The following is a 22,362-nucleotide window of genomic DNA, read 5'->3' as shown; positions in this document are numbered from 1 at the left end:
CGTGGGGGAGTGCGTGCCAGACCCCGCGACCCCGGGATGATCCCCAACACACCCCCTGGGCGTACTCGACCAGGATCAGTGTGTCCAAGTCGACGGCGGACCAAGTCATTTGGGCTCAGGCGGCGACAGTGAACCCGTGCCGGCTGCCGAGCGCAGTGAGGGTGGCCTCGCCTGGGATGCCGTCGGCGTTCGCTCCGGTGAACCCCTGGCGACGCTGGAAAGCCGCGTAGGCGTCGACGGTATGGGACCCGAAGGATCCGTCATCACCGAACGTCGGGTCCAGCAGCCCCTCTGCGACCAGGGCAGCCTCCACGGGTCTGACGTCTGCCGGGAATGTCGTGTGCCCCTGTGCAGCGCCCGGGTCGGTGCGTGCGGCAGTGATGACGTGGGAGAGGCTGACCCTGATACCGGCAGGTGGGGCACCAGGCCGTGGAGCGCCCTTCTTCACCCATGCCTCGAGCGGGTCGCCAGGGCACTGGGTGGCGAAGCCATCACGGTGGCCTTTGATTTCCGCTCCGGCGCCGCCCTTCTCCCGCAAGAGGTCGATGGCGTCCCGAATGCCGGCCAGTTGAGCATCGGTCGGATGGGTGAGGCCGGAGTCGCCCACCATGGCGCATACCGAGTAGTGGTCCAGGTTGAGCTGGTGGTTGCCATTCGCGGCTTGCAGTTTGTGCAGGCCACGCCCTTCGAAGACATGTCCGTGCGGACAGACCACGAAGCTGTAGGCGATGTCGGAGTAGTTCTCCTTGTGGTCCGCCAGATGAGCAGCCTGGATGTCCCGCACCCGGCCGGTGCACTTGGGGTGGTTCTCCGGCTTGGCGAGCTCAGCGGGGACGGGGGCGCCCTCATAGTGGACCTTCACGCCACGAGTGGACGCGATGTGCACGAGGGGCGATCGGGGCGGTTTGGCTCCCCAATCGGCACGAGTGACGAGATGCATTCCTCACTCCCTTTGCGAGTTGCGGGTCGACGCCGTCGCATATCGGCAGGAAATCCCTGGGCCGAAGTCCAAAGGTCTCGGTGCGCCGTTCGGGTGCCCATGTCTCACCGATGCGCGAGAGCGGTCGGTGTCACAGGAGTTGGGTCGGTAAAGGCGCAAGCACCTACGATTTCCGCGGGCCTTGCGAATACCACCGCAGCTCCGTGAGCGATGTTCGCGGCCAACGCATGGAACATACGTAGCGTCTTTATCAGGGTGCATCTGCGCACTCGGAGAAGTCAAGCAATGCGGTCGGCGGACGGTGGATGTTCGGCCTGACGGTTCGTAGGCCGGCCCACGACAGGGTCCAACGCCCCGTTTGCCGCGTGACTGACACGGCCATACGGTCGAAGTAACGAATCTCTCGCGCCTTTCAGCCTCGTTCGCGCATTCCGGCAAGGCATCTTCCCGGGCCGGGGATTCCGGTGAGCATCCGCTCCCGGGCCCGGCACCGTAAGGAGCCATGGAGACGTGACTCCTGATCGAAAAGTCAGAAGGCAGAGAAATGGGCATGAAACTGACCCAGCTCCGAGCTCTCGTCGCACAGGCGGGGTTCACCGGCAGCGACATCAACATCGCGGCGGCTGTCGCCATGGCGGAATCCCGGGGCGATCCGGCCGCTGTCGGGGACCAGGAGCTGGCCGACAACAAGTGGGGGCCGTCCTTCGGTCTCTTCCAGATACGCTCCCTCAGGCACCCGGAGCAGTTCTCCCCGCCGGACATGCTCAGGATTGCCGTAAAACTCAAGGACCCGCTCTACAACGCCAGGACGGCAAAGGCCATCAAGGACGCCCACGGCTGGGGGCGATGGTCCACGTTCACGAACGGGGCCTACCGCCAGTACATGGATGGCGGCGCCGCCGCATTCGAGCCCTTCCCCGGTGCTTCGTTCTTCCACACCGGGCAGAGATCGCCGATCATCACCGCGATGCACAATCGGCTTGTCACCGAAGGATGCAATCGATACGAGTCCAGCCGTGGCGCCGACGTGTGGGGCCCGGGCGATGTGAAGTCCTTCGCCGCCTGGCAGCGGAAGCTCCACCTGTCAGGCAGCGATGCCGACGGCGTTCCCGGTAAATTCAGTTGGGACATGCTGCACGTCCCCCACGTCTGAAGGGCCGCCGTACGGAAAGTCGCTTCCGCACAGCAAGCCCATCGTGACGGGGGTCGGTTCACCACCGCTCCTACGCGCTCGGCGCGATCAGGACTACCCCTGTGGGAAATCCTGGTCGGAGAAGCCGCTCTCGCCGAAATCGGCATCGCTCATCGCCGCGCCGATGAAGCCCTGCATGAGTTCCTTCAGGTTCAGTTCCTTGGCACCGGCCGGAGCGGTGGGCCTGGTGCCATCGCTCACCCGCAGTGTCAAGCCCAGCTTCTTGACCTTGGCGTTCTCGGCCAGTCTGGCGAGGTCGACGTCCACCTCGGTCAACTCACCGTTCTTGAGCGTGAAGTCCGCCGTCACCTTGGAGTCGGGGGCGTCCTTCAGGTCCTTTTCCGTCGGCAGCTCCATGCCTGGCGGCAGGCCCTTCGCCAGCGGGCGGATCTCGCCGAACAGCTCAGTGATCAGCGTGCGGAAGGGGGCCGTGGCGGCGACGTGCTCAGTGCCGTTCTCGCCGTCGGCGGTCGTGAAACGCACCTCGCGGGCGACAACCCCGCGGAGGGCCTCGACGAGCTTCTTCTGCGTCTTGGCGTCGAGGGACGGAGCGGCCGCGGGACCGCCCTGGGCCTTCTGGCCTTCGGCGGCGGCCTTCTTCATGTCCTTGGTGTTGAACTTGACCCACTTGCCCTCGAGCATGTCTTTGATCGCCCCGGCCTCCGGGGGCAGGTCGTCAGCGGCCGGCGCAGGGCTCCCCGTCAGCTTGCCGAGGGTCTCGGTGTCGGCACGGACGTAGGCGTAGTCGCCGATCACGCGGTACTCGGCGAGGTCGCCGTCCGGGCTGCTGATCTTCATGGCCATGCCGACCAAGTCCTTCTCACCGGACTCTTCGATCGGCTTCCTCGACTGCACGGTCAGGGTGATCTTCGCACCGTTGATCAGCTTGGCGGCCTCATCCGGCATCTCCTCGCCGGGCGCGGGCTCGGACTTGGCGTCCAGCGCCTTCAAAGACGCGACATCGGTGTCCAGGTCGAGCTCGAAGGAGAGCGTGTTCTTCTTGCCCAGCTTCTCGAAGGCCCGGTCGAGCTTCTTGCCGGCGGAGAGCTGCTCCACCGTTCCGCAGGCGACGGAGCCCGCGAGGACGGCACCGGCGACGGCGGTTGCGGTCAGGGTCTTGCGTATGGCGCTGATGGTGTTCTCCTCGTGGGTTCGATCACGGTGTGATCGATCAGGAGACTCACCACCCGCTCGGAAGGTTGCCCCGCCCCGCCGGTGACAGATCCGGTCATGCCCGGCCGGCTATGTCACCGCGGCCAGCGTCGCGTAGACCACGACGTTGCCCAGGTAGCCGGTGCGCTCGGTGTAGCCGCCACCGCAGGTGATCAACCGGAGTTCGGGCCGACCGGAACTGCCGTAGACCTTCTTGCTGGGGAACCTCTTCCTGTCGTAGAGCTCGACGGCGCGCACGGCGAACACCGCTGTCCGCCGGTCCGCCCGGCTGATCTCGATGGTCGTGCCCTCGGTCAGGGCGCCGAGGTCGTGGAAGACACCGGGGTCGCCGGTGGGTGTGTCCACATGCCCGGCGGCGACGGCGGTTCCCGCCGAGCCGGGAGCCGTGCCGTCGCCGTACCAGCCGACGACGGATCTGCCACCTGGTGGAGTCCGTAGCGCCCCTGCCGCATCGAGGCCCACTCGTGTGATCGGGGCGTTCACGCCGATGGCGGCGATCCGGAGCCCGACCGGGTCCGCGGGGGGCAGCGGATGGACCGCGGGGCGGGTGGAGTCCGCAGCGGTCGAGAAGGCCTGGACCCGCGAGGGCTGCGGTGGCTCCTCGTCATGCACCCCGCTGATCAGCAGCACCGCACCTGCCGTCATGGCGCAGGCCAGGAGGAGCACCGCGGGGATGGACGGTTCTCGGGAAGCGTTGGTGTGGGGTCTGGGTGCCATCGTGGTCGAGCCTCTGCTTCACGGCGGGTGCGTTGCCGGCCGGCGGAGTGGCGCGGTCGGATTCAGCCGTCGCTCGGGCGGCGGCACATCCGGAGCACACCCCCCGCGGCGGCCGTGACGAGCACCGCACCACCCAGGGCGAGCCCCATATCTGTGTGTTCGGCCGGTCCGAAGCCGGCGCTCACTGAGCCGCTCGGAGGGCGGCCGGTGACCTGGTACGTTTCCGTGACCTTGGTCAGTGGGGGACACTTCAGGGTGACTGTGTCCGTGCCCGGCCTGGTTCCTTCCGGGATCTGGAACTGACCGGTGAGTACCCCCTCCTCGTCGCCTTCGAAGAGGTGGAACTCACCTCCTGCCTCCGACCGGCCCTTGCCGTAGTCCGCGTCAGGGTCGCAGGCTCTCGTACTGACCGTGACCGTGGAACCCGGGTAGGCGTTCCACGGGTCGATACGGATGTCCGAGTCATCAGCGGCGGCAACGGCCGGGATCTGCAGTCCGAGGGCACCGAGAGTCAGGCCGATACCCGCACCCATGTGTGTGTAACGCATGTGGATCCTCCAACGGAGCAGTGTCCGGCCTGTCTGCGCGGCGCCTGCGCTGTGTTCCGTTCACGAGGCAACCGACAGACCGCCGGTCCCGCAACCACAGGAGTGGCCGAATGTGTCACCCAGTCAGATGCCGGGATGTTCCCCCGCGATCGCTTGCGCAGGTCACCGACGCGAAGAGCACCGATACCGATCACCCGCCACCCCGCCCCCATAACGGTGAAGTCGGATGTGGGGGCCGGAGCTCGCCCTGGATGGTGCGGCAGGCATGATCCTCCCGTGGTGAAGACATGGCGGATCCGGGTGGCGCGGTGGGCGATCGCCTTGGTGTGGTTCTACGAGGGGTTCTGGTGCAAGATCTGGCCGGGGCGGGAGGATCAGCGGGCGATCGTGGGTGACGTACCGTTCCTGCCGGGATGGGCGGTGACGGCGGCGCTCGTCGGAATCGGTCTGGCAGAGGTCGCGATCGGCGCATGGGTGCTGAGCGGGCGCAGGGCGCGGCCGGCCGCGCTCGTGCAGACCGTGCTGGTGGTCGCGTTCAACCTGGGCGGCCTGCTCTTCAGCCCCGGCCAGATCGACGAGCCGGGACGGCTGGTCACACAGGACCTGGCCTTCCTGGCGCTGATCTGGATGGTGACCTGGACGGTGGCCGAGTGAGCGGGACACCGTGGGCGCGCGGTCGGCTGCTCGGCGGATTCGGCGGCCCGCGCCTGCTCTTCGGACGGATGTACGAGGACTCGAGTGTGGAGTTGGCGGTCTTCCCACCGCCGGGCGCGCGGGTGCTGTGCATCGCCTCGGCGGGAGACACAGCGGCAGCCCTGCAGTCGGCGGGGTACGAGGTGACGGCCGTCGATGTCAACCCGGTGCAGCTCACCTACGCGCGGGAGCGGCTGGTCGGCGGCGGGACCCGGGAGGGTACGGCGGAGGCGGTCATGCGCCTGGGCCGCGGCGCCGCGGCGCTGCTGCTGCCCGCATGGCGGCACCGAGAGCTGCACGGTTTCCTGACGCTGGACGACCCGGTGGAGCAAGTCCGGCGCTGGCGGGAGGAGTTGGACACCGAGGGTCTGCGCCGGCTGATGCGGGTCGCGCTGCGCCCCGGCGGAGCCCTGGCGGTGGCGCTGCGCCCGTCGTTCGCCGGTGTCGTACCGCCGCGTTTCGACGAGGTGCTGCGGCGGCGCCTGGAACGGACAGTGGGCAGGCACCCCAATGCGCGCAATCCGTTGCTGTGGCGGCTGCTGGTGGGCGCGGAGCCGCCGGGCACCTCGGCACTGTGGGCGCCGGGCGTCCGACTGGTGTGTGACGACGTGGTGCACGCGTTGGAGCGGGCGCCGCGCGGCGGCTACCACGCCGTCACCCTCTCGAACGTGCTGGACGGGCCGGGCCCCGACTTCGCCCGTCGGCTGCGGGCGGCTGTACGGCACGCGGTGCGGCCCGGTGGGGTGGTGGTTCTGCGCAGCGCCCGGGAGCCTGGTCCGGGCGGGCCGGGCTGGGCGGCGCAGGACCGCTCCCCGTTGTGGGGTGTGGTACGGGCCGTGCGCCTAGGGGGCACTGCCCCGGATCGGAGGATCGAGCCGTGAGGCACCTGCTGCAGCGTCATCCCGTCGCGATACGCACGCGCTTCGCCCACTCGCTGGTGCTGACGTACGCGCTGCCGGCGGAGGTGCTGCGCCCGCTGGTCCCACCGGGCCTGCAACTGGACACATATGGGGAGCACGGGTTCGTGGCGGCCGCGCTGGTGGACACCCGCGCCCTGCGGCCGGCGGTCCTGCCCGCCTGTTTCGGGGCGGACTACCTGCTCACCGGTTACCGCGTCTTCACCCGTTTCCGCACCCCGGGCGGGCGCGTCATGCGCGGACTGCGCATCCTGCGCAGCGACACCGACCGCAGGCTGATGGTGCTCGGCGGCAACTTGCTGACCCGCTACAACTACCGGCCGGCCCGGATCACGGCCCGGGTCGAGGGCGAGTCGCTGGAATTCCGCGTGGACAGCGCCGACGGCCGGGCGGACCTGCACGTGCGCGCGGACCTCGGCGGCCCGCCGGCGCCGCTGCCCGACGGCAGCCCCTTTGCGGACGCGCGTGCCGCCCGGCGCTTCGCGGGCCCGCTCCCTTACACCTTCGAGTACGAACCGCAGACCCGTTCGATGATCGTGATCAAGGCGTTCCGTGCTCACTGGGACCCACAGCCCGTCTCGGTCGACGTGCACCGCCTTACCTTCTTCGACCACGGCCCGTTCACCGGCACGCGGCCGCTCCTCGCCAACGCCTTCCACGTCGCCGACCTGGAGTACGGCTGGCAACGCGGCCTGCGCCGGACCGAGAGCGGTGGTGAGCGGTGACCCACCGATCGGGGGTGCGCGACGTGGTCGTCTACAACTGGCCGCAGTACGCTGCCGGCCTGTGCGCCGCGGCCGTCCTCGCCGCCCTGTCCGGTCGTCTGCCGTACCCGCTGCGCACCCTGGCCCGCGCAGGCTCGGCAGCCGCTGTCGGTCTGCTCACCTCCGCCACGGTCGCGAGCTGGCACGTCTACGATCGCTCCGGACTGTACGACTACGACTGGTTGGACACGCTGCTGCCGCAGACGCCGTCCGAGTATCTGGTGGTGGGCACCGGCCTGGACGAGGCGAGCGACCCGTTGGCCGCCCGCTGGCCGGCCTCCCGGCAGCTCACCGTCGACCTCTACGACCCCGCAGTGATGACAGAGGGCTCGGTGCGCCGGGCCCGGCGCCGGGTCCCCCCACCTCCGCACGCCCTGCCCGGCCGGCCGGACACCCTTCCCGTGCCCCGGGCCGGAGTGGACGCCGTGTTCCTGATCTTCGCCGCCCACGAGCTGCGGCAAGCGGAAGACAGGGAGCGGCTGTTCGACGAGTGCGCCCGGGTACTGCGCCCCGGCGGGCGCCTGATCCTGGTGGAACACCTCAGGGACAGCCGGAACACGGCCGTCTTCGGGCCGGGTGCCTGGCATTTCCTGCCCCGCGCGGAGTGGTTCCGGCTGGCCGCGCACGCCGGCCTGCGTCCGGCCGCCGAGCACCGCATCGCCGGCCTGGTCACCGCGCTCGCCTTCACCAGGGGACCGGCATGACCCACATCCTCGCTCTCACCTGGCAGTTGCGCCTGGTCGGTGTGGCCCTCATCGGCATGGGGCTGCTGCACGTCGTGCTGCCGCGCATCCTGGGCTGGCCGGACGACCTCGGCAACACCAGCCTGCTGACCCGGCAGGTCTCCTACGCGCACCTGTTCTTCATCGGCCTGACCTGCGTGCTGCTCGGGGCACTGCCGCTGGCGTTCGCCCGGGAGCTCCTGAGCGGCGACCCCCTGCCGACCGTTCTGCTGTGCGGGCAAACCCTGTTCTGGGGCCTGCGCTGGGTGATGGAGTTCGCCTACTTCTCACCGCGGTTGTGGCGGGGACACCGGCTGCGGACGGCGGGTCACGTCGCACTCTCCGTGCTCTGGACGTGGGTGACCGTCGTGTTCGCGTTGGGGACGGTCCACGCAGCAGGCCAGTAGCGCAACGGGGCGCCGGCCGAGGCCGGCGTCATCCCGCCGCGCGCCCACTGGCCCGCCCCGTGCTACGGCGAGGTGGGCAGCTGCGGGGAGCGGAGCACGAGCAGGGTGATCTCGCTGGGGGCGAAGACGCGGAACGGCGGCCCCCAGAAGCCGGTGCCACGGCTGGTGTAGAGGAGGGTGCGGGTGCCGTGGTGGCTGAGGCCGGCGAGGGCGGGCTGGTCGATGCGGACCAGGTGGTGGAAGGGCCAGATCTGACCGCCGTGGGTGTGACCGGAGAGCTGGAGGTCGATGCCGGCGGCTGCCGCCCGGTCGACGAACTTGGGCTGGTGTGCCAGGAGCAGGACGGGCAGGTCGGGGCCGGCGCCGTGCAAGGCTCCGGCGAGATGGGCGCGGTGGCCTGCCAGGCCCGAGGACTCGGCGGTGACGTCGTCCACGCCGGCGACCACGAGGGTGTCGCCGCCGCGTTCGAGCAGCAGATGGCGGTTGCGCAGCGGCTCCCAGCCCAGCTCGTCCATCAGGTCGACCCAGCCCTGGGCCTCGCTGTAGTACTCGTGGTTGCCGGTGACGTACACCCGGGCCCGGGTGGCCCGCACGGTACCGAGGGGGGCGGCCTGGGCGCGGCGGCGTTCGGCCGTGCCGTCCGCGATGTCACCGGTGTGGCAGACCAGGTCGGCTTCCAGGGTGTTCACCGTCTCGCACACCCGCTCCGACCAGCGGGCACGATCGAGCGGTCCGTAGTGGGTGTCGGTGATGAGGACGACGCGGAGGCCGTCCAACCCGACGCCCAGTCGCGGCAGTTGCACGTCGAGTCGGCGCACGCGGGGTACGCGGCGGGCTTCGGCGTACCCCCAGGCGAGCAGTACGGCGGTTACGCCGAGGACGGCCCAGGTGACGATTCGGGCCCGGTCCTGGCTATCGCCGACGCCGGCCACGGCCAGGGCGAGCCGCAAGAGGACCCCGAGCAGGACGGACCAGGTGAACAGGACCCAGCTGGTGCCCAGCAGGGTGTCACCGATGATCGCGGCCCGGTCCTGCTGGCGCCGGCCGTGACCGCGCGTCATGGCGAACGGCATGCCGATGAGGCCGAGGACGAACAGGGCGGTACCGACCAGCGTGACGGTCATCGGCCAGTGCTGGCCGCCGTACAGGAGCACCCAGCAGGGCACGGCCCACAGCAGGACGGGGGCGATCAGGGGGATGTAGCGCATCAGGCGGTGCAGCCGGCTCTGCCGCGGCGCTCGCGCTCGACCCTCGGCGGGACGGGTGTCGCTGGTGTCGGTCACGCTTTCCCTCCCGGACCGGGCTGCTGTCTCGCGCACTGTATCCGGTCGCCCTCGGGCCGGGGGATCGGCCTTCAAGGGCCGGGCCCCTTGGGGCGAAGGGTTCTCGGCGGGTCGTCAGGACTCCACCGCAGGTCACCTCCCACCGACAGTGCCGACCGGCGGCCTCGCAGCGAACGACGGGCGTGGGGCGGAGGCTGCCGGCCGGCAGCCTGGGTGCAGACGGAAGTACCTGACGAGAGCCCGACCGGCCGGCGCTCGACCCGGGAGTTCCACGGTCGCGCGGTAGTCGCTGCCCGAACTGTGCCCGCCGACGTCCCGGGCCGACTCGGCTAGGTGGAGCCTGTGGCGCACCGGGGAACCGCCTGCTTCGCTACTGGGCCGAGTGCAGGGGACAGTCCCGCCGCGCCTGGCTTGTCACCGGCCACGCCCCGGTCCGATGCACGAATGCCGGCCGCAGGTCGGGGTCCTCGGGGGCGTAGTAGCGGTGGAACACCGCGGTCGCCCCGCCGGACAGGGGTGGGACGATCCAGCTCCAGTCCGTCGGCACCGGGCGCCCGTGCCGTTCCTCGCGCTCGACGTGCGCGAGGAACCGCCGCGACTCCGTGTGGTGGTCGGCCATGGTCACCCGCGCCCGCTCGAAGGAGTGCAGGACCGCCAGGTTGAGCTCGACCAGAGCGCGGTCCCGCCACAGGGTGCGCTCGTCGCGCGTGTCGAGACCGAACAGCTCGGCGACGGCGGGCAGCTGGTTGTAGCGGTCGGTGTCGGCGAGGTTGCGCGAGCCGATCTCGGTGCCCATGTACCAGCCGTTGAAGGGCGCGGCCGGGTACGTGACCCCACCGATCTCCAGCGACATGTCGCTGACGGCCGGCACCGCGTACCAGCGCAGGCCGAGGCCGGCGAATCCGGGATGGCGCGGATGCGTCAACGGCACCTCCAGCACGGCGTCCTCGGGCACCTCGTAGAACGCCGGAGTCAGGCCGGAACCGGGCTGCACCAGCAGCGGCAGTACCTCGAAGGGTGTTTCGCCGCCCTTCCAGCCCAAGTCCCTGGCCAGCGCCACCCGGTGGGCGCTGCGCGGGTCGTCCGCGTAGCGCACCAACTGCTCGCCCAGCAGCGTTGCGGCGGGACGGCCGGGGCGATCGGGGGCGAACACGCTGATCACGGGCCGGATACGGCCTCCGTTGGTCGCGATCCGCAGATGCTCGAAGCACTCCCTGGCGATGTCGTCGGGATGTGTGACGTGCCGCAGGTCCCGCACGATCAGGTTGTTCCAGTAGAGCCGGCCTATACAGCGCGCCGAGTTGCGCCAGGCCACCCGCGCGCCGAAGGCCAACTCCGCGGGGGTGTGCACGTACGTACCGAAGCGCTCCACCTCCGCGGTGACCTCCGCGAGCCGCCGGCGCGGATCGCCGCCGCCCGGGTTCTCGTCGGCGTACTGGCGGATGAACACCTCGGCGGCCGCCAGGACGGCCTCGTGCGCCGACGGGCGGCGCCGAGCCGGGTCGGATGAAAAGGGGAGTCGCACCGGATTCTCTCCTGCTCGGGGTCTGGTGCTCACACGGGTCCGGCACACCGGCGGTGGTCCGGTGGCCGCTCGGCCGGGAGCGGAAGGGGCGAAGCCGAGTCCGGCGGGCGGGCGTGGCGAGCGGGTGGCCGCGCGCCGGGGCCGGGTCGGCCGGATCGGGCCGGAGGCTCAGTCCTCGGGCGGTTCGCGCAACTGCCGGGGCAGCAACGCGGCCTCGAGGGCGGGCACGTCGAAGGGGTCGAAGTGGATCCGCTCCTGCGGGATACCCTGCCGGGCCAGGGTGGCGCTGGCCTGCGTGACCATGTCCACCGGCCCGGAGAGGAACGCCTCGTGCCGGTACCACGGCCCGAACTCGTTCAGCACCCGTGGCAGGCTGCCCTCCAGCCCCGCGATACGTTCGTGCGACACCGCTGCCCGCACAGAGAGCCAGTGGTGCCGCTGGGACATCCTGAGCATGTCGTCCAGTCCGTAGAGCTCCTCGGCGGTCCGCGCGCCGACGAAGACGTCGACGTAGCGCTCCGTCCCGGTGCGGGCCGCGTCCTCGACCAGGGCTTTGATGGGGGCCATGCCGGTTCCGCCGGCCACGCACACCAGGTCCCGGTCGCTGCGCGGGTCGAGCGTCATGTCGCCCTGGGTGGGGCCGAGCCGCACGACGTCCCCGGGCTTGGCTCTGTAGACCAGGCTCTGGCTGACCTGCCCCTGGGCGACCGCACGCACATGGAAGGTCACGGTGTTGTCCGGTCGCGGCGCGTGGGCGGGCGAGTAGTAGCGCCACGCCTTGGGCTGCCAGGGGGTCTCCACGCTCGCGTACTGGCCTGCCGTGTACGGGTAGGGCGCGTCGGGCCGCACGGTGATCTCCGCGATGCCATGGCCGCGCTGCAGGTGATGGATGATCTCCGCCTCCCACACCGCGGGTGCCATGCGGGCGTCCTCCCCCGCGGCGTGTGTCATCACCTGCGCGACGACTCCGTATCCGTGCGTCCATGCGGCGGCCATCTCCGGGCTCCACGCCGGACCGGCGTAGCGGGCCAGGGACGCGAGCAGGCACTCGCCCACCGCGGGATAGTGGCCGTCCAGCGTCCCGAACTTGCGGTGGTCGCGACCGAGCCGACCGCAGAACCGGATCAGGTTTTCCGGGTCGTCGACGAGGTCGACGATCCGCAGCAGCCCGCGCAGCAACCGGTCGCGCTGGACGTCCAGGTTGTCCGGGAAGAGCCCGCGCACCTCGGGGTGGCGTGTGAACAGAACGGCGTAGAAATACACCGTCATATCCGCGGCGTACGGGCCGACGACGGCCACACTCGCGCGCATCAGGGCGATTTCCTCCGCCGTCAGCGGCACGATGTCCGGCAGTGGGCTCGGCGCCGGGGGCGAGAGCGCGGATGGGGGCACCGTTGTTTGCGCTGCGTCATCCGCTGTGGCCCGGCGTCCTTTGTCTCCTCGCGACCCACGGGTGAATATCACCGGGCGCCACTCACTTCAGCGATCGTCCTCACGTCCTGACCGTTCCGTGGCGAGCGGCGGCAGCAACGCCGTTGGCGGGTGTGCCCCGGGTTCATGGGCGGTGGCTGTCGCCCGCTGCCACTGCCGTCCGTCTTCCTCGCCCTCGGTTTACGCATGTACACACAAAGTCTGTTTGATCGCCCGTGCAGGGAGATTTCTGGCAAGTCGGGGGTCGGTTTCAGGCCACCGACCAACACGCCACTACACCAGCACACGGTGCACAGGAGGCAGGTAAAACGCCACTGCATCGGCACACGGTTCACAAGAAACATGCACATCTGTCGAGCGCGACGACATCCTGCGCGCCGACGGCCGCGGGGGCACGCAGAGAACCCGGATCGTTCCGGCGAACCCCCGTGGAGGAGGGCGCCGCCGTTCCGCGCCCGTCAGAAGACGCGGATAGGGATTTCGGCGGGGGCGGTGAGGAGTTCGGAGATCTCGTCGTCCAGGCGGACCAGGGTGATGGAGACACCGGCCATGTCGAGCGAGGTGCAGTATTCGCCCACGTAACTGCGGTCGATCTCGATGCCTCGCTCGGCCAGCTGTCGGTGGGCCCGGCCGTACACGAGATACAGCTCGCCGACCGGTGTGCCGCCGAGGCCGTTGACCATCAGTGCGACGTGGTCCCCCGAGGAGTACGGCAGGTCGTCCACGACCGCGCTGACGAGCTCGCTCACCATCGCGTCCGCCGACTGGAGTTTCTCCCGCTTCCGGCCCGGCTCGCCGTGGATGCCCACGCCCATCTCGACCGCGTCGTCCGGCAGGTCGAAGAGCGGGGAGCCCTTCGCCGGCGGTGTGCAGGCGGTCAGTGCCATGCCCATGGAACGGGTGACGGAGTTGACCTTCTCGCCTATCCTGTGGACCTCGTCCAGATCCGCCCCCTGTTCGGCGGCCGCGCCGACCGCCTTCATCACGAAGAAGTTGCCTGCCACTCCGCGTCGGCCGACGGTGTACGTGGAGTCCTGCACGGCCACGTCGTCATCGATGAAGAGGGTACGGACGTTCAGCCCGTCGGCCTGGGACAGCTCCTCGGCCATCTCGAAGGCCATCCGGTCCCCGGTGTAGTTGTTGACCAGCAGCAGAACGCCCTTCGGGGAGGCGACCAGCTTGACGGTCTCGTAGACCGAGTCGGCCGGCGGCGCGGCGAACACGTCGCCCGGACAGGCCGCGTCGAGCATTCCCCTGCCCACGGTCATCACATGCGCCGGCTCGTGACCGGATCCGGAGCCCTGGACGATGGAGACCTTGTTCTCCCGCGGGGCGTCGGCACGCATGATCAGGTTGTACTCGGGGACGTACTTCAGTGTGTCCGGGTTGGCCAGGGCCAGCCCCTCCAGCATCTGCGCGACATAGTTCTGCGGGTCGTTGACGAACTTCTTCATCGCGTCGCTCCTTCGCGTCGGTCGGGTGTGTCCCACTCGTCGGCGATGCGCTCCGCCATGACCGCCACGGCCACCGCGCCGGGGTCCGGCGAACCGATGCTGCGCTCACCCGTGTAGCTCTGCCGGCCTCGTCGGGCCTGCATGGATGTCGTCGCGTCGGCCGCGGTGCGGGCCGTCACGGCGGCCAGCCGGGCGAGTTCCGCCGCCTCGGGCCCCGGTCCGCTCTCGGCCAACCGCCGTTCCAGGGCATCGGTCATCGGTACCAGCGCGTCCAGCAGCGTCTTGTCACCGAGGTCGGACCTGCCGCGCACCTTGATGCCTTCGGCCGCGGCCCGCAGCATCGCGACCGCGTCGGTGGCAGACAGCTCCGGCCGGTCCTTCACGGCCCCGGACGCCCGCAGCAGGGCGGTGCCCCAGAGCGGCCCCGACGTGCCGCCGACGCGCTTGGAGACCACCAGGGCGACCTTCTTCAGGAATTCGGACGGCGAGTCGGACACGAGGGTGTCCCAGTCGGCGAGCACGATCTCGAATCCGCGGGCGAGCGAGTAGCCGAAGTCCCCGTCACCTGCGACGGCGTCGAGGTCGCCGAACGCCTTTTCGTTGTCCACCGCGGTCCGCGCCATGGTCCGGACGACGAAAGCGAGGTCACCGGTGGGTGTCGATGGCGATGACATGGTTCTCCTGGTTTCGACGACATGGACCGACATGGACTTCGACGGCATCAGTCCGTACGGGGGCCCGGGCCTCCGTACGCGGTGAGCAGGGCGGCCAGGTCCGCGAGGACCACCCAGGGCCCGGGGCGGGTGCCGAGCGGATCGCTGAGTACCCGGGCGCGGGTCTCCTCCGGTGCCGGATCGCCGAGCGAGGTGACCACCAGTGAGGCCCCGGTGAAGTCCTCCTCTCCGGTGTAGGCGCTGGTCGTGACGGCGCACACCAGCCCGGCGCCGAGCGCGGACAGCATGCCGTTGCGGCTGTCCTCGATCGCGACGGCCCGCTTCGGATCGAGGCCGAGCCGGTCGACGGCGAAGGCGTAGATGTCCGGGGCCGGCTTCTTGCGCTGGACCACGTCCCCGGCGAACACGCTGAAGTGGGGGCTCAGCTCCGGCCCCATGGCGAGTTCGAGCACGCTGCGGACTGACGCCTCCGCGGAGGTGGAGGCGACCGCGAGCGTCCACCCGGCCTCGTGGGCCTCCTGCGCGACCCGCCGCACACCGGGCCTGGGCGGGATGTCTCCGCCGCGGATGATCCCGGTGTAGATCTCCGTCTTGCGCCGGTGCCAGTGGGCGACCTGCTCATCCAGTGCGTCCGGGTCGGTGGGCAGACCGGCCGCGGCGACGAAGTCTGGGGTCAGCAGTGTCCGCATCCGCTCCTTGCCGCCGCCGACCTTCACCTTCTCCGCGTACTCCGCGTCGCTCCACCGCACGGGCAGGCCGAACTCCTCGAAGGTCTGGTTGAACGCGCGCAGGTGTCCGTCGCGTTCGGTGTCGGCGAGGACGCCGTCGCAGTCGAAGACGAGGGCGGGCATGGCTCAGCCCGCCCGCCCGGCGCTGCCGAAGAGCCGCATCAGGGAACCCGCCAACTCGATGACGTCCTGACGGACGGCCCGGAAGAGCGACGGTGGGTCCCACTTCTGCCGCTCGGCGGCCGTTTCGAGAAAGGCCAGGTTCGACTTCATGTACGTCTCTTTGAGAGCGGTGGAGATGTTGACCTTCGCGCATCCCCGGGATATGAGGTCGTGGAACTGCTCGTCGGACAGTCCGCTGCCGCCGTGCAGCGCGATCGGCACCGGATGGGCCGCCACGATGTCGGACACGCGCTGGGCGTCCAGCACCGGCGCCTGCTTGTACGATCCGTGTGCGTTCCCGATCGCCGGTGCGAAGACGTCGACCTGGGTGGTCCGCAGGAAGTCCAGCGCGACCGCGAGGTCCTGCCGCTCGGCGGCGCTGTCGGTACCGATGCCGTCCTCCACGCCGGTGATCGACTCGATCTCGCCCTCGACCGCGGCCCCGTACGCGCGGGCTTCCGCGACGACCTCGACGGTTTGCCGCTTGTTCTCCTCGACCGGCAGCGTGGACGCGTCGAAGAGCACCGAGTTCCATCCGCGTCGCAGGCACTCGGTGATGACCTCGCGTTCCGGACAATGGTCGAGGTGCAGGGTGACGGGCACCTCGATGCCGGCGGTCATCGCGGTCCACATGGCGTAGAGCACGTCGCTGCCGATGGACCTGACCGTCTTCACGGAGGTCTGCACTATCAGAGGCGACGCGTTCTCCACCGCGGCCGCCAGCACGGCCTCCAGCGTGAGGTCGTTGAACACGTTGATAGCCGGTACGGCGTAGCGCTCGTCGAAGGGCGCGGAGAGTATCTCGGTCAGCGGTGTCACACCCACGGGGGCCTCCACGTTTTCCGCCCCTCTCCATTTCACGCCCGCGCTCCGGGCCCCGCCACTTGTCACCGCAAGCGCGCCGTCGTCGACGGCCTGATCGGGAGGGAGGGGGCGTCTCGGTGACACGTTTCGCGTAGGTCGACGTGCTGTCGAGGCTGAAGCCCGCGAGATCACTCTCCACAGAAGCGGATGAAATGCCTGATAACGCCATTAGTCTGTTTATGTTCCGCGACGCAGCCGGGTCGCCCGCGGTATGCAGAAAGTCGGCGCAGGTCCGGAGGGTGGCCAGGACCCGCGGCAAGCAGGAGGCAAGATGCCCTCTAGAAGTGGCGAGCCCAGGGGCGGCGCCGCATCCGCGGAGCTCTTGGGACGGTGTGCGTGGGGGGCACCGGACGGAGAGTTGTCGAGGTCGAAGACGTTGATGCTGGCCCTGCAGCAGGCGAAGGCGTGCGTGGACGGTCTTGGCGCTCTGGCGCACTGGCGTAGTGCCGGCCGGTTGCGACTGGTGGCCGTGAGCGGGCTTGCGGCTCCCTGTTTCGAGGCGTGGGCGGATCTGGGGCTGGACGAGCCGGCGGCACCCGCGCGTGCGGTGCGCAGCGATGCGTATGTGTGGACGACTGGGGATGGCACATTCACCGAGGCTCTTGGTACGGCTGCGGTGCCGCTGCCTGGTGCCGACGGGCCGATCGGGGCGCTGTCCGTTCTCAAGGAGGGGCCGGGGGAACCGGACCTGGCGCAGCGCTCTCTCCTCCGGGCACTTGCGGTATGGGCGGCCGAGCGCCTGGAGACCTTCCCCAGCACGCCGCCCGGCACGGACACATCGGCCGTAGGGCCCACGGCCGGTGTTTCCGGTGGCGGCCCGCCGGGAGTGGCGACTGCCCGGGATAGCTCGTCCGACGCCGTGCCCGGGTCCCCTGGTTTCCGCGACGTGCTCGGCTCCCCTCTCGCCGCGATGCATGGCATGCGAGAGGGATTGCTCACGGTCGGTGACGACTGGCGGATCACCTTCGCCAACGCAGAGGCCGAAGACCTGCTCGGCGACGGGTGCACGCCACTGGTGGGCACTTCCCTGTGGGACGGTCCGGCTGACCGCCTGTCCCGTCTGGAAGGCCAGTGCCGGCGGATGGCCGCGGAAGGTCGGCCGGTCACTTTCCTCTCCCACTCGTCGGCCGATCAGCGGTTGCACCAGGTGCGGCTGGTGCCCGCTTCGCGGGACAGCGGTCTGGCGATCCACTTCGTCGACGTCACCGGGCCTCTGGTGGACGTCTCCAGGAGCACGGCCGTCGACACGGGCAGGACAGGCGCGGCCGAACGACCCGTCCGGATGAGCGAGGTCACCGCCGCAATGGCCAAAGCCGTCACCGCCGCGGACGTGGTGCGGGTCGTCGAGGAGCGTGTCCTGCCCGCTCTGGGCGCCGACGGCCTGCTGGTACAGGCGCTCGACAATGACCAACTGGGCCTGATCGGCTGCGTCGGTTACCCGCAGAGCTTCATAGACGTGGTCGGCACACGACTCACCCCGCTGGCCGCCAGCCCCGCGGTTGCCGACGTGCTCCGCACGGGCACACCCCGCTTCATCGAGTCGCAGGCCGAGTATCTCCGGCTCTACCCGAAGGCGAAATTCCTCGCAGACGCTTCGCCGAAGAACGCCTGGGTGTTCGCGCCTCTGATTGCTTCTGGGCGTCCTATCGGCAGCTGTGTCATATCGTTCGCCCGACCGCGTTCCTTCAGTGACGAGGAGCGAAACCTGATCCTGGCGCTGAGCGGATTGCTCGCCCAGTCCCTGGAGCGGGCCCGCCTCTACGACGTGGAGCACGCGCGTGCCCAGGAGCTCCAGCGTGGCTTGCTGCCCAGGGCGCTGCCCCGTCTGCCCGCTGTCCGTGCCGCGGCCCGGTATCTGCCCGCCAGCAAGGGGGAGAAGGTGGGCGGCGACTGGTATGACGTGATTCCGCTGTCCGCCGAGCGCGTCGCCATGGTGATCGGCGACGTCATGGGGCACGGCATCACCGAAGCCGCCACCATGGGCCGCCTGCGCACCGCCGTACGCACCCTCGCCGACCTGGAAATGGCTCCGGACGAACTGCTCTACCACCTCAACGAGCTGACGAGCGACCTCGGCGAGGACTGCTACATCACATGCCTGTACGCCATTTTCGACCCCGCCACCCGTACATGCTCGTTCTCCCTGGCCGGCCACCCGCCGCCGGTCGTGGTCCATCCCGACGGCACGGTGCGTTGCCCCGAGCCGACGGCCGACCCGCCGCTGGGCGCAGCGGTGCCCCCGTTCACCATCCACGAGCTGCGCCTGCCTGAGGAGAGCATTCTCGTCTTCTATACCGACGGTCTGGTCGAATCCGCCACGCGAGACATCGACCAGGGCTTGGTCCAACTCCAGCAGACCCTGGCTCGCGCAGTGGCTCGTACCTCGTACTTCACGGCCGAAAGAGGCCGACAACGCCACGACGTCGCTGAGCGGCGTCTCGACCGCCTGTGTGACCTCGTCGTCTCGGCCATGCTGCCCGACGCCGAACAGACCAACGACGACACAGCGCTCCTGATGGCTCACACACGGTCGACCGCTCCCGAGGACATCGCCTCCTGGAGCCTGCCGGAGCATCCGTGTGCGGCCGGGCAAGCACGCGAGTACGTGCGCAAACAGCTCGCCGTTTGGGATCTGGACGACTGCGTGATGACCACCGAGCTGATAGTCAGCGAGCTGGTCGGCAACGTCATCCGGCACGGCAAGGGCCCCATCCGCCTGCGTCTGCTGCGCAGCGCCTCGCTGGTCTGCGAGGTCTACGACGGCAGCCTCACCACGCCCCGCATCCGCCGCGCCACTCACACCGACGAAGGCGGCCGCGGCTTGCAGTTGGTGGCCGCCCTCTCCCGGCGCTGGGGTGCCCGCTATCTCCATGACGGCAAGTGCATCTGGACCGAGCAAGAACTTCCCGCTCCGTGGCGCACTGGCGAGCTCTGATCGTGCTGGGCACGGCCCAGTTCCTGATGGTGCTGGACACCTCCGTGATGAGGTCGTCCACCTCGTGGCGCTGACCTGCGCCTACGTGACCATCGATATCTTGACCTGCGCAGATGCTTGTTCCAGCACCTTTCAGGCACGGCGCGGTGACTAGGGACTGGCGCTGTACCGCGAACGGACGCTTCCATGACGCGCACGGGGCCGGGCTCTCCGCCCGGACGGCCTCGTCGTGCTGCCGCAGCCCGTGCGCGCCGATTCCACGCGCCCGCCTTCCTTCCTCCGCTCGCGCCGGTCAGCTGAGTGTGCAGACCGGGTTGCCGGGCAGGCCGGAGGAGGCTCCAGTGGCGTTGAAGCCGAACGTCGTGCTGCCGGACGGCGGGATGGCGCTGTTGTAGTCGACGTTCGAGGCCGCGACCGCGGAACCCGACTGCGTCAGCTTGGTGCTCCAGGCGGTCGTCACCTTCTGGTCGCCGGGCCAGGTCCAGCCGACCTGCCATCGGCTACTGGTGGAGGTGCCGGTGTTGGTGACCGTCACCTCGGCGGTGAAACCACCGGGCCAGGAGTTGACCAGCTTGGTGGTGACGGTGCAGCCGGAACTCCCCCCGCCGCCGGTCGAGCTGCGAGTGGTCGCCAAAGCGCCGTCCGAGGCGGCCGATGTGCCTCCTGAGCTGTCGTGGGCCTTGACGGTGTAGGTGTAGGAGGTCGAGGCGGACAGGCCGCTGTCGGTGAAGGACGTGCCGGTGGTGTCACCCACCTGCCGCCCGTCGCGGTAGACGACGTAGCCGACGGCACCGGGCGAGGCGCTCCAGGACAGCGAGACACTGCTGCTGGTGGTGCCGGTCACCGTGAGACTCGCCGGCGGGTCCAGCGACCCGCTGCCGCCGCTTCCACCGGTGGTGTAGCTGACGCCGGTGTACGTCTGCGCACATCCGGAGGAGCAGGAGCTCGGCATGGCGAAGGTGTACGTCCGTCCGCCCTGGACGAGCTTGCCGTCCACGTCACGGACCCGGATGGTGTAGCTCGATCCACTCGAGGAGTTCGGGCCGATCTTGTACTGCTGTCCCAGGTCGCTGATCATGTCGGCCGCCACCCATGCTCTGCCGTCGTAGTACTCCACGCCGTGGATGCCGTTGGGCAGGTGTGTGACGTCGATGGTGGGCCACCACGTCGCCGCGTTCTTGACGAAGCCGATCGAGATGTCGCCGGAATAGTCGGGCGCCGAGATGAACGACCAGGAGATGTGCCGGTTGTTCCAGTGGTTGGGGTACATGTCCGCCACAGGCCGGCCACTGAGTTCGTATGCGTTCAGCGAGTGCGTGACCAGGTCCAGGTGATACGGGTCGTCCCGGCACCATGCGTTGGTGTCGCCGCAGCTGTCGGCGACCAGCATGTCCAGGCTCGCGCCGTTGTACTTGTCCGACGTCCAGTTTCCGTTCCGGCAGAACGCCTGGCCCGCCGCGCCGTCGTTGGTGCCGGTGCAGTAGTCGCCGATCGTCACCCGCACCCAGCGGCCGCAGTTGTGGCCGTTGTCGAACAGTCCCATGCTGTCGGCGTCACTGGACGGGATGGGACGCGGGGTGGGCTGCCCGGTGTAGTCGCCCGGTGTGTTCCACACGTTGAGCGCCACGTAGTTCTGTGACTCAAGAGCCGTTTGCGGCACCCCGCACCCGCCGTACGGCGATCCGAGGCTGTCGAAGTGCGTGGCGTTGCCGGTGTGGCCCGCCGGGTCCGCGGAGGCGGCGCGGCCGGCCGATGCGGCGGACGCCGACGCGGCGACGGATGGGGAACACAGGCCGTAGAGGAACGAAGAGGCGAGCAGCAGTAGGCCGAACACCCCTGTGATGAGTAATCGCCGGCCGGCGCGTCGTGCGAGAGGAGCGTTGATCACGGTGACCTCCTGAATGCCGGACCCGATGCCCGGCACGTCGACTGGCCCGACCTCGCGGTCCCCGCGCACACCGGTCGGGCTCATGCCAATGATGCGACCGGAACCGCACCTGGTCACCCCCGTGCAGGAACGTCGGAACAAGTCGTTCACGACACCACCAGCCATCGCTGTAACAATAAGTGGGAGCGCTCCCAATACACGGCTCGGTCGCCCCCCGGACCGCTGTGCGTCGGCACATGGCATGGGGCCACAGGGGTCGCCCCTCGTAATTTGGGGTAGAGAGTCCGCCGTGTACGCGAGCCCTGACGACGAAGCTACGGCACACCTGCTCGTGGTCGCTGCTTTCCATGAAGCTGCCGCGAAGGCCGGCGAGCAGGACGACGTCTCCATCGGCGAGTTCTCCCGAGCCGTCCTCGCCCGCTTCGACGAGTACGGTGAGCTCCAGGGCCGCCTCTACGACGTCGTCCGCGGCTACGCGGTAAAGCACGCCTCCCTGGAGGATCAGGCGGCGCTGGAACGGTGGATCGCGGAGAAGACCGGCTCCTGACGCACTGGCGTCCGTCTGGTCCCCGACAAGCGCACATCACGTGCAGTAGCGGTGATCGCTATGGAACCAGGGCGGTGGACACGCCCCCGGCGTACGTAACGCGTGCACCAGGTTGCGGAGCCTCTTCGGCTGGAAGTGCCTCTCGTCACCGCGGTTGGTTGAATGCTTGGCCGGCGTGGGCTGCGGCCTCGGGGTGGACGTCGTGGGCGGTTCGACGTCGGTGATCTTCTGCCAGTCGTCCGGGCGAGCACCCGTTGGACCGCGAGTACCTGGGCGGCTCGCAGGCGTGCCTGGATGCCTTAGAGGTCATCTCCTTTGGCTGCCTCGGCAGGCTGTGGGTCGTGGTGGGATCGTTGAGCGGCTGGTGCCGGACGAATGCGGGAGTTTTTCCGGTGGGTGGCGCCGGAGGCGCCTTCGCGGACTCAGGGCGGTGGCCACCGCCGGCATGGTGCCCTTGAGGTGCTGGCCGCGATCGTGTTCGTGGCCGCGTCGGGCTGCACGTGGCAGCAGTTGCCTGTTCGTAAGCACTTGTTTGGGCTCCACTGCGCGGATGGGAAGTGGCTCCACCGCGTACGAAGCTGATCTGGCCCCACGGGTGAGCGGGCAGCGCTTCCAGAGCGGATATCCGGTGGCCTTGGGGTGAGTAGGTCCAGCACAGTTGGGCTATGACGATCTCCGGGGCCCCGTTCATGCCTGGCATCGAGTTAGTACTGCAGCCGCAGTTGCCGTGACCGGCGGTCCGGACTCTCGTTGGACTGTGCATGGGTGGGGACGTCACGATTGACGAGGTGCACCGCT

The 22,362-nt window shown here is 69.4% G+C and carries 20 protein-coding genes and 1 pseudogene; 9 read left to right on the top strand and 12 right to left on the bottom strand.

What is annotated here, in order from left to right; translation table 11 throughout:
* Positions 1-115 precede the first annotated feature (115 nt).
* Positions 116-940 carry a peptidoglycan-binding domain-containing protein gene (locus ACFYZQ_RS33595; protein ID WP_389156110.1) on the bottom strand — a complete coding sequence of 275 codons (825 nt, stop codon included), beginning with the start codon at positions 938-940 and terminating at the stop codon, positions 116-118.
* A gap of 550 nt (positions 941-1,490) precedes the next feature.
* Between ACFYZQ_RS33595 and ACFYZQ_RS33590 the strand changes: the two genes are divergently transcribed.
* Positions 1,491-2,093: a peptidoglycan-binding protein gene (locus ACFYZQ_RS33590; RefSeq protein WP_389156107.1), complete on the top strand. Its 603-nt coding sequence runs from the start codon at positions 1,491-1,493 to the stop codon at positions 2,091-2,093.
* 93 nt (positions 2,094-2,186) lie between these two features.
* Here the strand turns inward: ACFYZQ_RS33590 and ACFYZQ_RS33585 are convergent, their stop codons facing one another.
* From ACFYZQ_RS33585 to ACFYZQ_RS33575, 3 genes are all read right to left on the bottom strand, one after another.
* Positions 2,187-3,188 (bottom strand): hypothetical protein, encoded by a 1,002-nt coding sequence (locus tag ACFYZQ_RS33585; protein WP_389156104.1) that lies wholly within the window; start codon positions 3,186-3,188, stop codon positions 2,187-2,189.
* Between the two features lie 186 nt (positions 3,189-3,374).
* Positions 3,375-3,950, bottom strand: coding sequence for a class F sortase (locus ACFYZQ_RS33580; RefSeq protein WP_389156403.1), 576 nt, complete (start codon positions 3,948-3,950; stop codon positions 3,375-3,377).
* Positions 3,951-4,084: 134 nt separating this feature from the next.
* Positions 4,085-4,570: a sortase gene (locus ACFYZQ_RS33575; RefSeq protein WP_389156101.1), complete on the bottom strand. Its 486-nt coding sequence runs from the start codon at positions 4,568-4,570 to the stop codon at positions 4,085-4,087.
* Positions 4,571-4,846: 276 nt separating this feature from the next.
* Here ACFYZQ_RS33575 and ACFYZQ_RS33570 point away from each other — a divergent pair, with 276 nt between their 5' ends.
* The 5 genes from ACFYZQ_RS33570 to ACFYZQ_RS33550 are packed head-to-tail and all read left to right on the top strand — an operon-like array spanning position 4,847 to position 8,073.
* Positions 4,847-5,224 (top strand): DoxX-like family protein, encoded by a 378-nt coding sequence (locus ACFYZQ_RS33570; RefSeq protein WP_389156098.1) that lies wholly within the window; start codon positions 4,847-4,849, stop codon positions 5,222-5,224.
* Positions 5,221-6,144: a hypothetical protein gene (locus ACFYZQ_RS33565; RefSeq protein WP_389156096.1), complete on the top strand. Its 924-nt coding sequence runs from the start codon at positions 5,221-5,223 to the stop codon at positions 6,142-6,144. Before ACFYZQ_RS33570 ends, ACFYZQ_RS33565 begins: the two co-directional genes overlap by 4 nt.
* Positions 6,141-6,905: a DUF2071 domain-containing protein gene (locus tag ACFYZQ_RS33560; protein ID WP_389156093.1), complete on the top strand. Its 765-nt coding sequence runs from the start codon at positions 6,141-6,143 to the stop codon at positions 6,903-6,905. Before ACFYZQ_RS33565 ends, ACFYZQ_RS33560 begins: the two co-directional genes overlap by 4 nt.
* Positions 6,902-7,648 carry a class I SAM-dependent methyltransferase gene (locus ACFYZQ_RS33555; protein WP_389156090.1) on the top strand — a complete coding sequence of 249 codons (747 nt, stop codon included), beginning with the start codon at positions 6,902-6,904 and terminating at the stop codon, positions 7,646-7,648. The genes ACFYZQ_RS33560 and ACFYZQ_RS33555 overlap by 4 nt, the downstream gene beginning before the upstream one ends.
* Complete coding sequence (locus ACFYZQ_RS33550; protein WP_389156087.1) at positions 7,645-8,073, top strand: hypothetical protein; 429 nt, start codon at positions 7,645-7,647, stop codon at positions 8,071-8,073. The genes ACFYZQ_RS33555 and ACFYZQ_RS33550 overlap by 4 nt, the downstream gene beginning before the upstream one ends.
* 62 nt (positions 8,074-8,135) lie before the next feature.
* Here the strand turns inward: ACFYZQ_RS33550 and ACFYZQ_RS33545 are convergent, their stop codons facing one another.
* The 7 genes from ACFYZQ_RS33545 to ACFYZQ_RS33515 all read right to left on the bottom strand — a co-directional run bounded on the left by ACFYZQ_RS33545 (position 8,136) and on the right by ACFYZQ_RS33515 (position 16,155).
* Entirely contained in the window at positions 8,136-9,356 is a 1,221-nt protein-coding gene (locus tag ACFYZQ_RS33545) for a metallophosphoesterase (RefSeq protein ID WP_389156085.1), read from the bottom strand.
* A 370-nt stretch (positions 9,357-9,726) separates the two neighbouring features.
* Complete coding sequence (locus tag ACFYZQ_RS33540; RefSeq protein ID WP_389156082.1) at positions 9,727-10,881, bottom strand: nitric oxide synthase oxygenase; 1,155 nt, start codon at positions 10,879-10,881, stop codon at positions 9,727-9,729.
* A 168-nt stretch (positions 10,882-11,049) separates the two neighbouring features.
* Positions 11,050-12,192, bottom strand: a complete 1,143-nt coding sequence (locus ACFYZQ_RS33535; RefSeq protein ID WP_389156080.1) for a globin domain-containing protein — start codon at positions 12,190-12,192, stop codon at positions 11,050-11,052.
* Positions 12,193-12,770: 578 nt separating this feature from the next.
* Positions 12,771-13,766, bottom strand: a complete 996-nt coding sequence (dhaK, locus tag ACFYZQ_RS33530; RefSeq protein WP_389156079.1) for a dihydroxyacetone kinase subunit DhaK — start codon at positions 13,764-13,766, stop codon at positions 12,771-12,773.
* Positions 13,763-14,440 carry a dihydroxyacetone kinase subunit DhaL gene (gene dhaL, locus ACFYZQ_RS33525; protein WP_389156076.1) on the bottom strand — a complete coding sequence of 226 codons (678 nt, stop codon included), beginning with the start codon at positions 14,438-14,440 and terminating at the stop codon, positions 13,763-13,765. The genes dhaK and dhaL overlap by 4 nt, the downstream gene beginning before the upstream one ends.
* A 47-nt stretch (positions 14,441-14,487) precedes the next feature.
* A complete protein-coding gene (locus ACFYZQ_RS33520) occupies positions 14,488-15,291 on the bottom strand; it encodes an HAD-IA family hydrolase (protein WP_389156073.1) in 804 nt (267 codons plus the stop codon).
* Between the two features lie 3 nt (positions 15,292-15,294).
* Positions 15,295-16,155, bottom strand: coding sequence for a class II fructose-bisphosphate aldolase (locus tag ACFYZQ_RS33515; protein ID WP_389156070.1), 861 nt, complete (start codon positions 16,153-16,155; stop codon positions 15,295-15,297).
* A gap of 418 nt (positions 16,156-16,573) precedes the next feature.
* On the opposite strand from ACFYZQ_RS33515, the gene ACFYZQ_RS33510 reads away from it, so the two are divergent.
* Positions 16,574-19,129, top strand: a complete 2,556-nt coding sequence (locus tag ACFYZQ_RS33510; protein ID WP_389156067.1) for a SpoIIE family protein phosphatase — start codon at positions 16,574-16,576, stop codon at positions 19,127-19,129.
* Positions 19,130-19,421: 292 nt separating this feature from the next.
* Here ACFYZQ_RS33510 and ACFYZQ_RS33505 read toward each other — a convergent pair whose 3' ends face one another.
* A complete protein-coding gene (locus tag ACFYZQ_RS33505) occupies positions 19,422-21,101 on the bottom strand; it encodes a cellulose binding domain-containing protein (protein WP_389156064.1) in 1,680 nt (559 codons plus the stop codon).
* Between the two features lie 205 nt (positions 21,102-21,306).
* On the opposite strand from ACFYZQ_RS33505, the gene ACFYZQ_RS33500 reads away from it, so the two are divergent.
* Entirely contained in the window at positions 21,307-21,564 is a 258-nt protein-coding gene (locus tag ACFYZQ_RS33500) for a hypothetical protein (protein WP_389156061.1), read from the top strand.
* A 349-nt stretch (positions 21,565-21,913) separates the two neighbouring features.
* Positions 21,914-22,080 (top strand): annotated as a pseudogene (locus ACFYZQ_RS33495) (IS5/IS1182 family transposase); the annotation flags it as partial.
* Positions 22,081-22,362 lie beyond the last annotated feature (282 nt).

Origin of the sequence: Streptomyces sp. NPDC001843 (assembly GCF_042891955.1) — a bacterium.
In the GTDB taxonomy this organism is placed as follows: Bacteria; Actinomycetota; Actinomycetes; order Streptomycetales; family Streptomycetaceae; genus Streptomyces.
The sequence above is the reverse complement of the archived record's forward strand: the minus strand, read 5'-3'. Positions and strand labels throughout refer to the sequence as shown.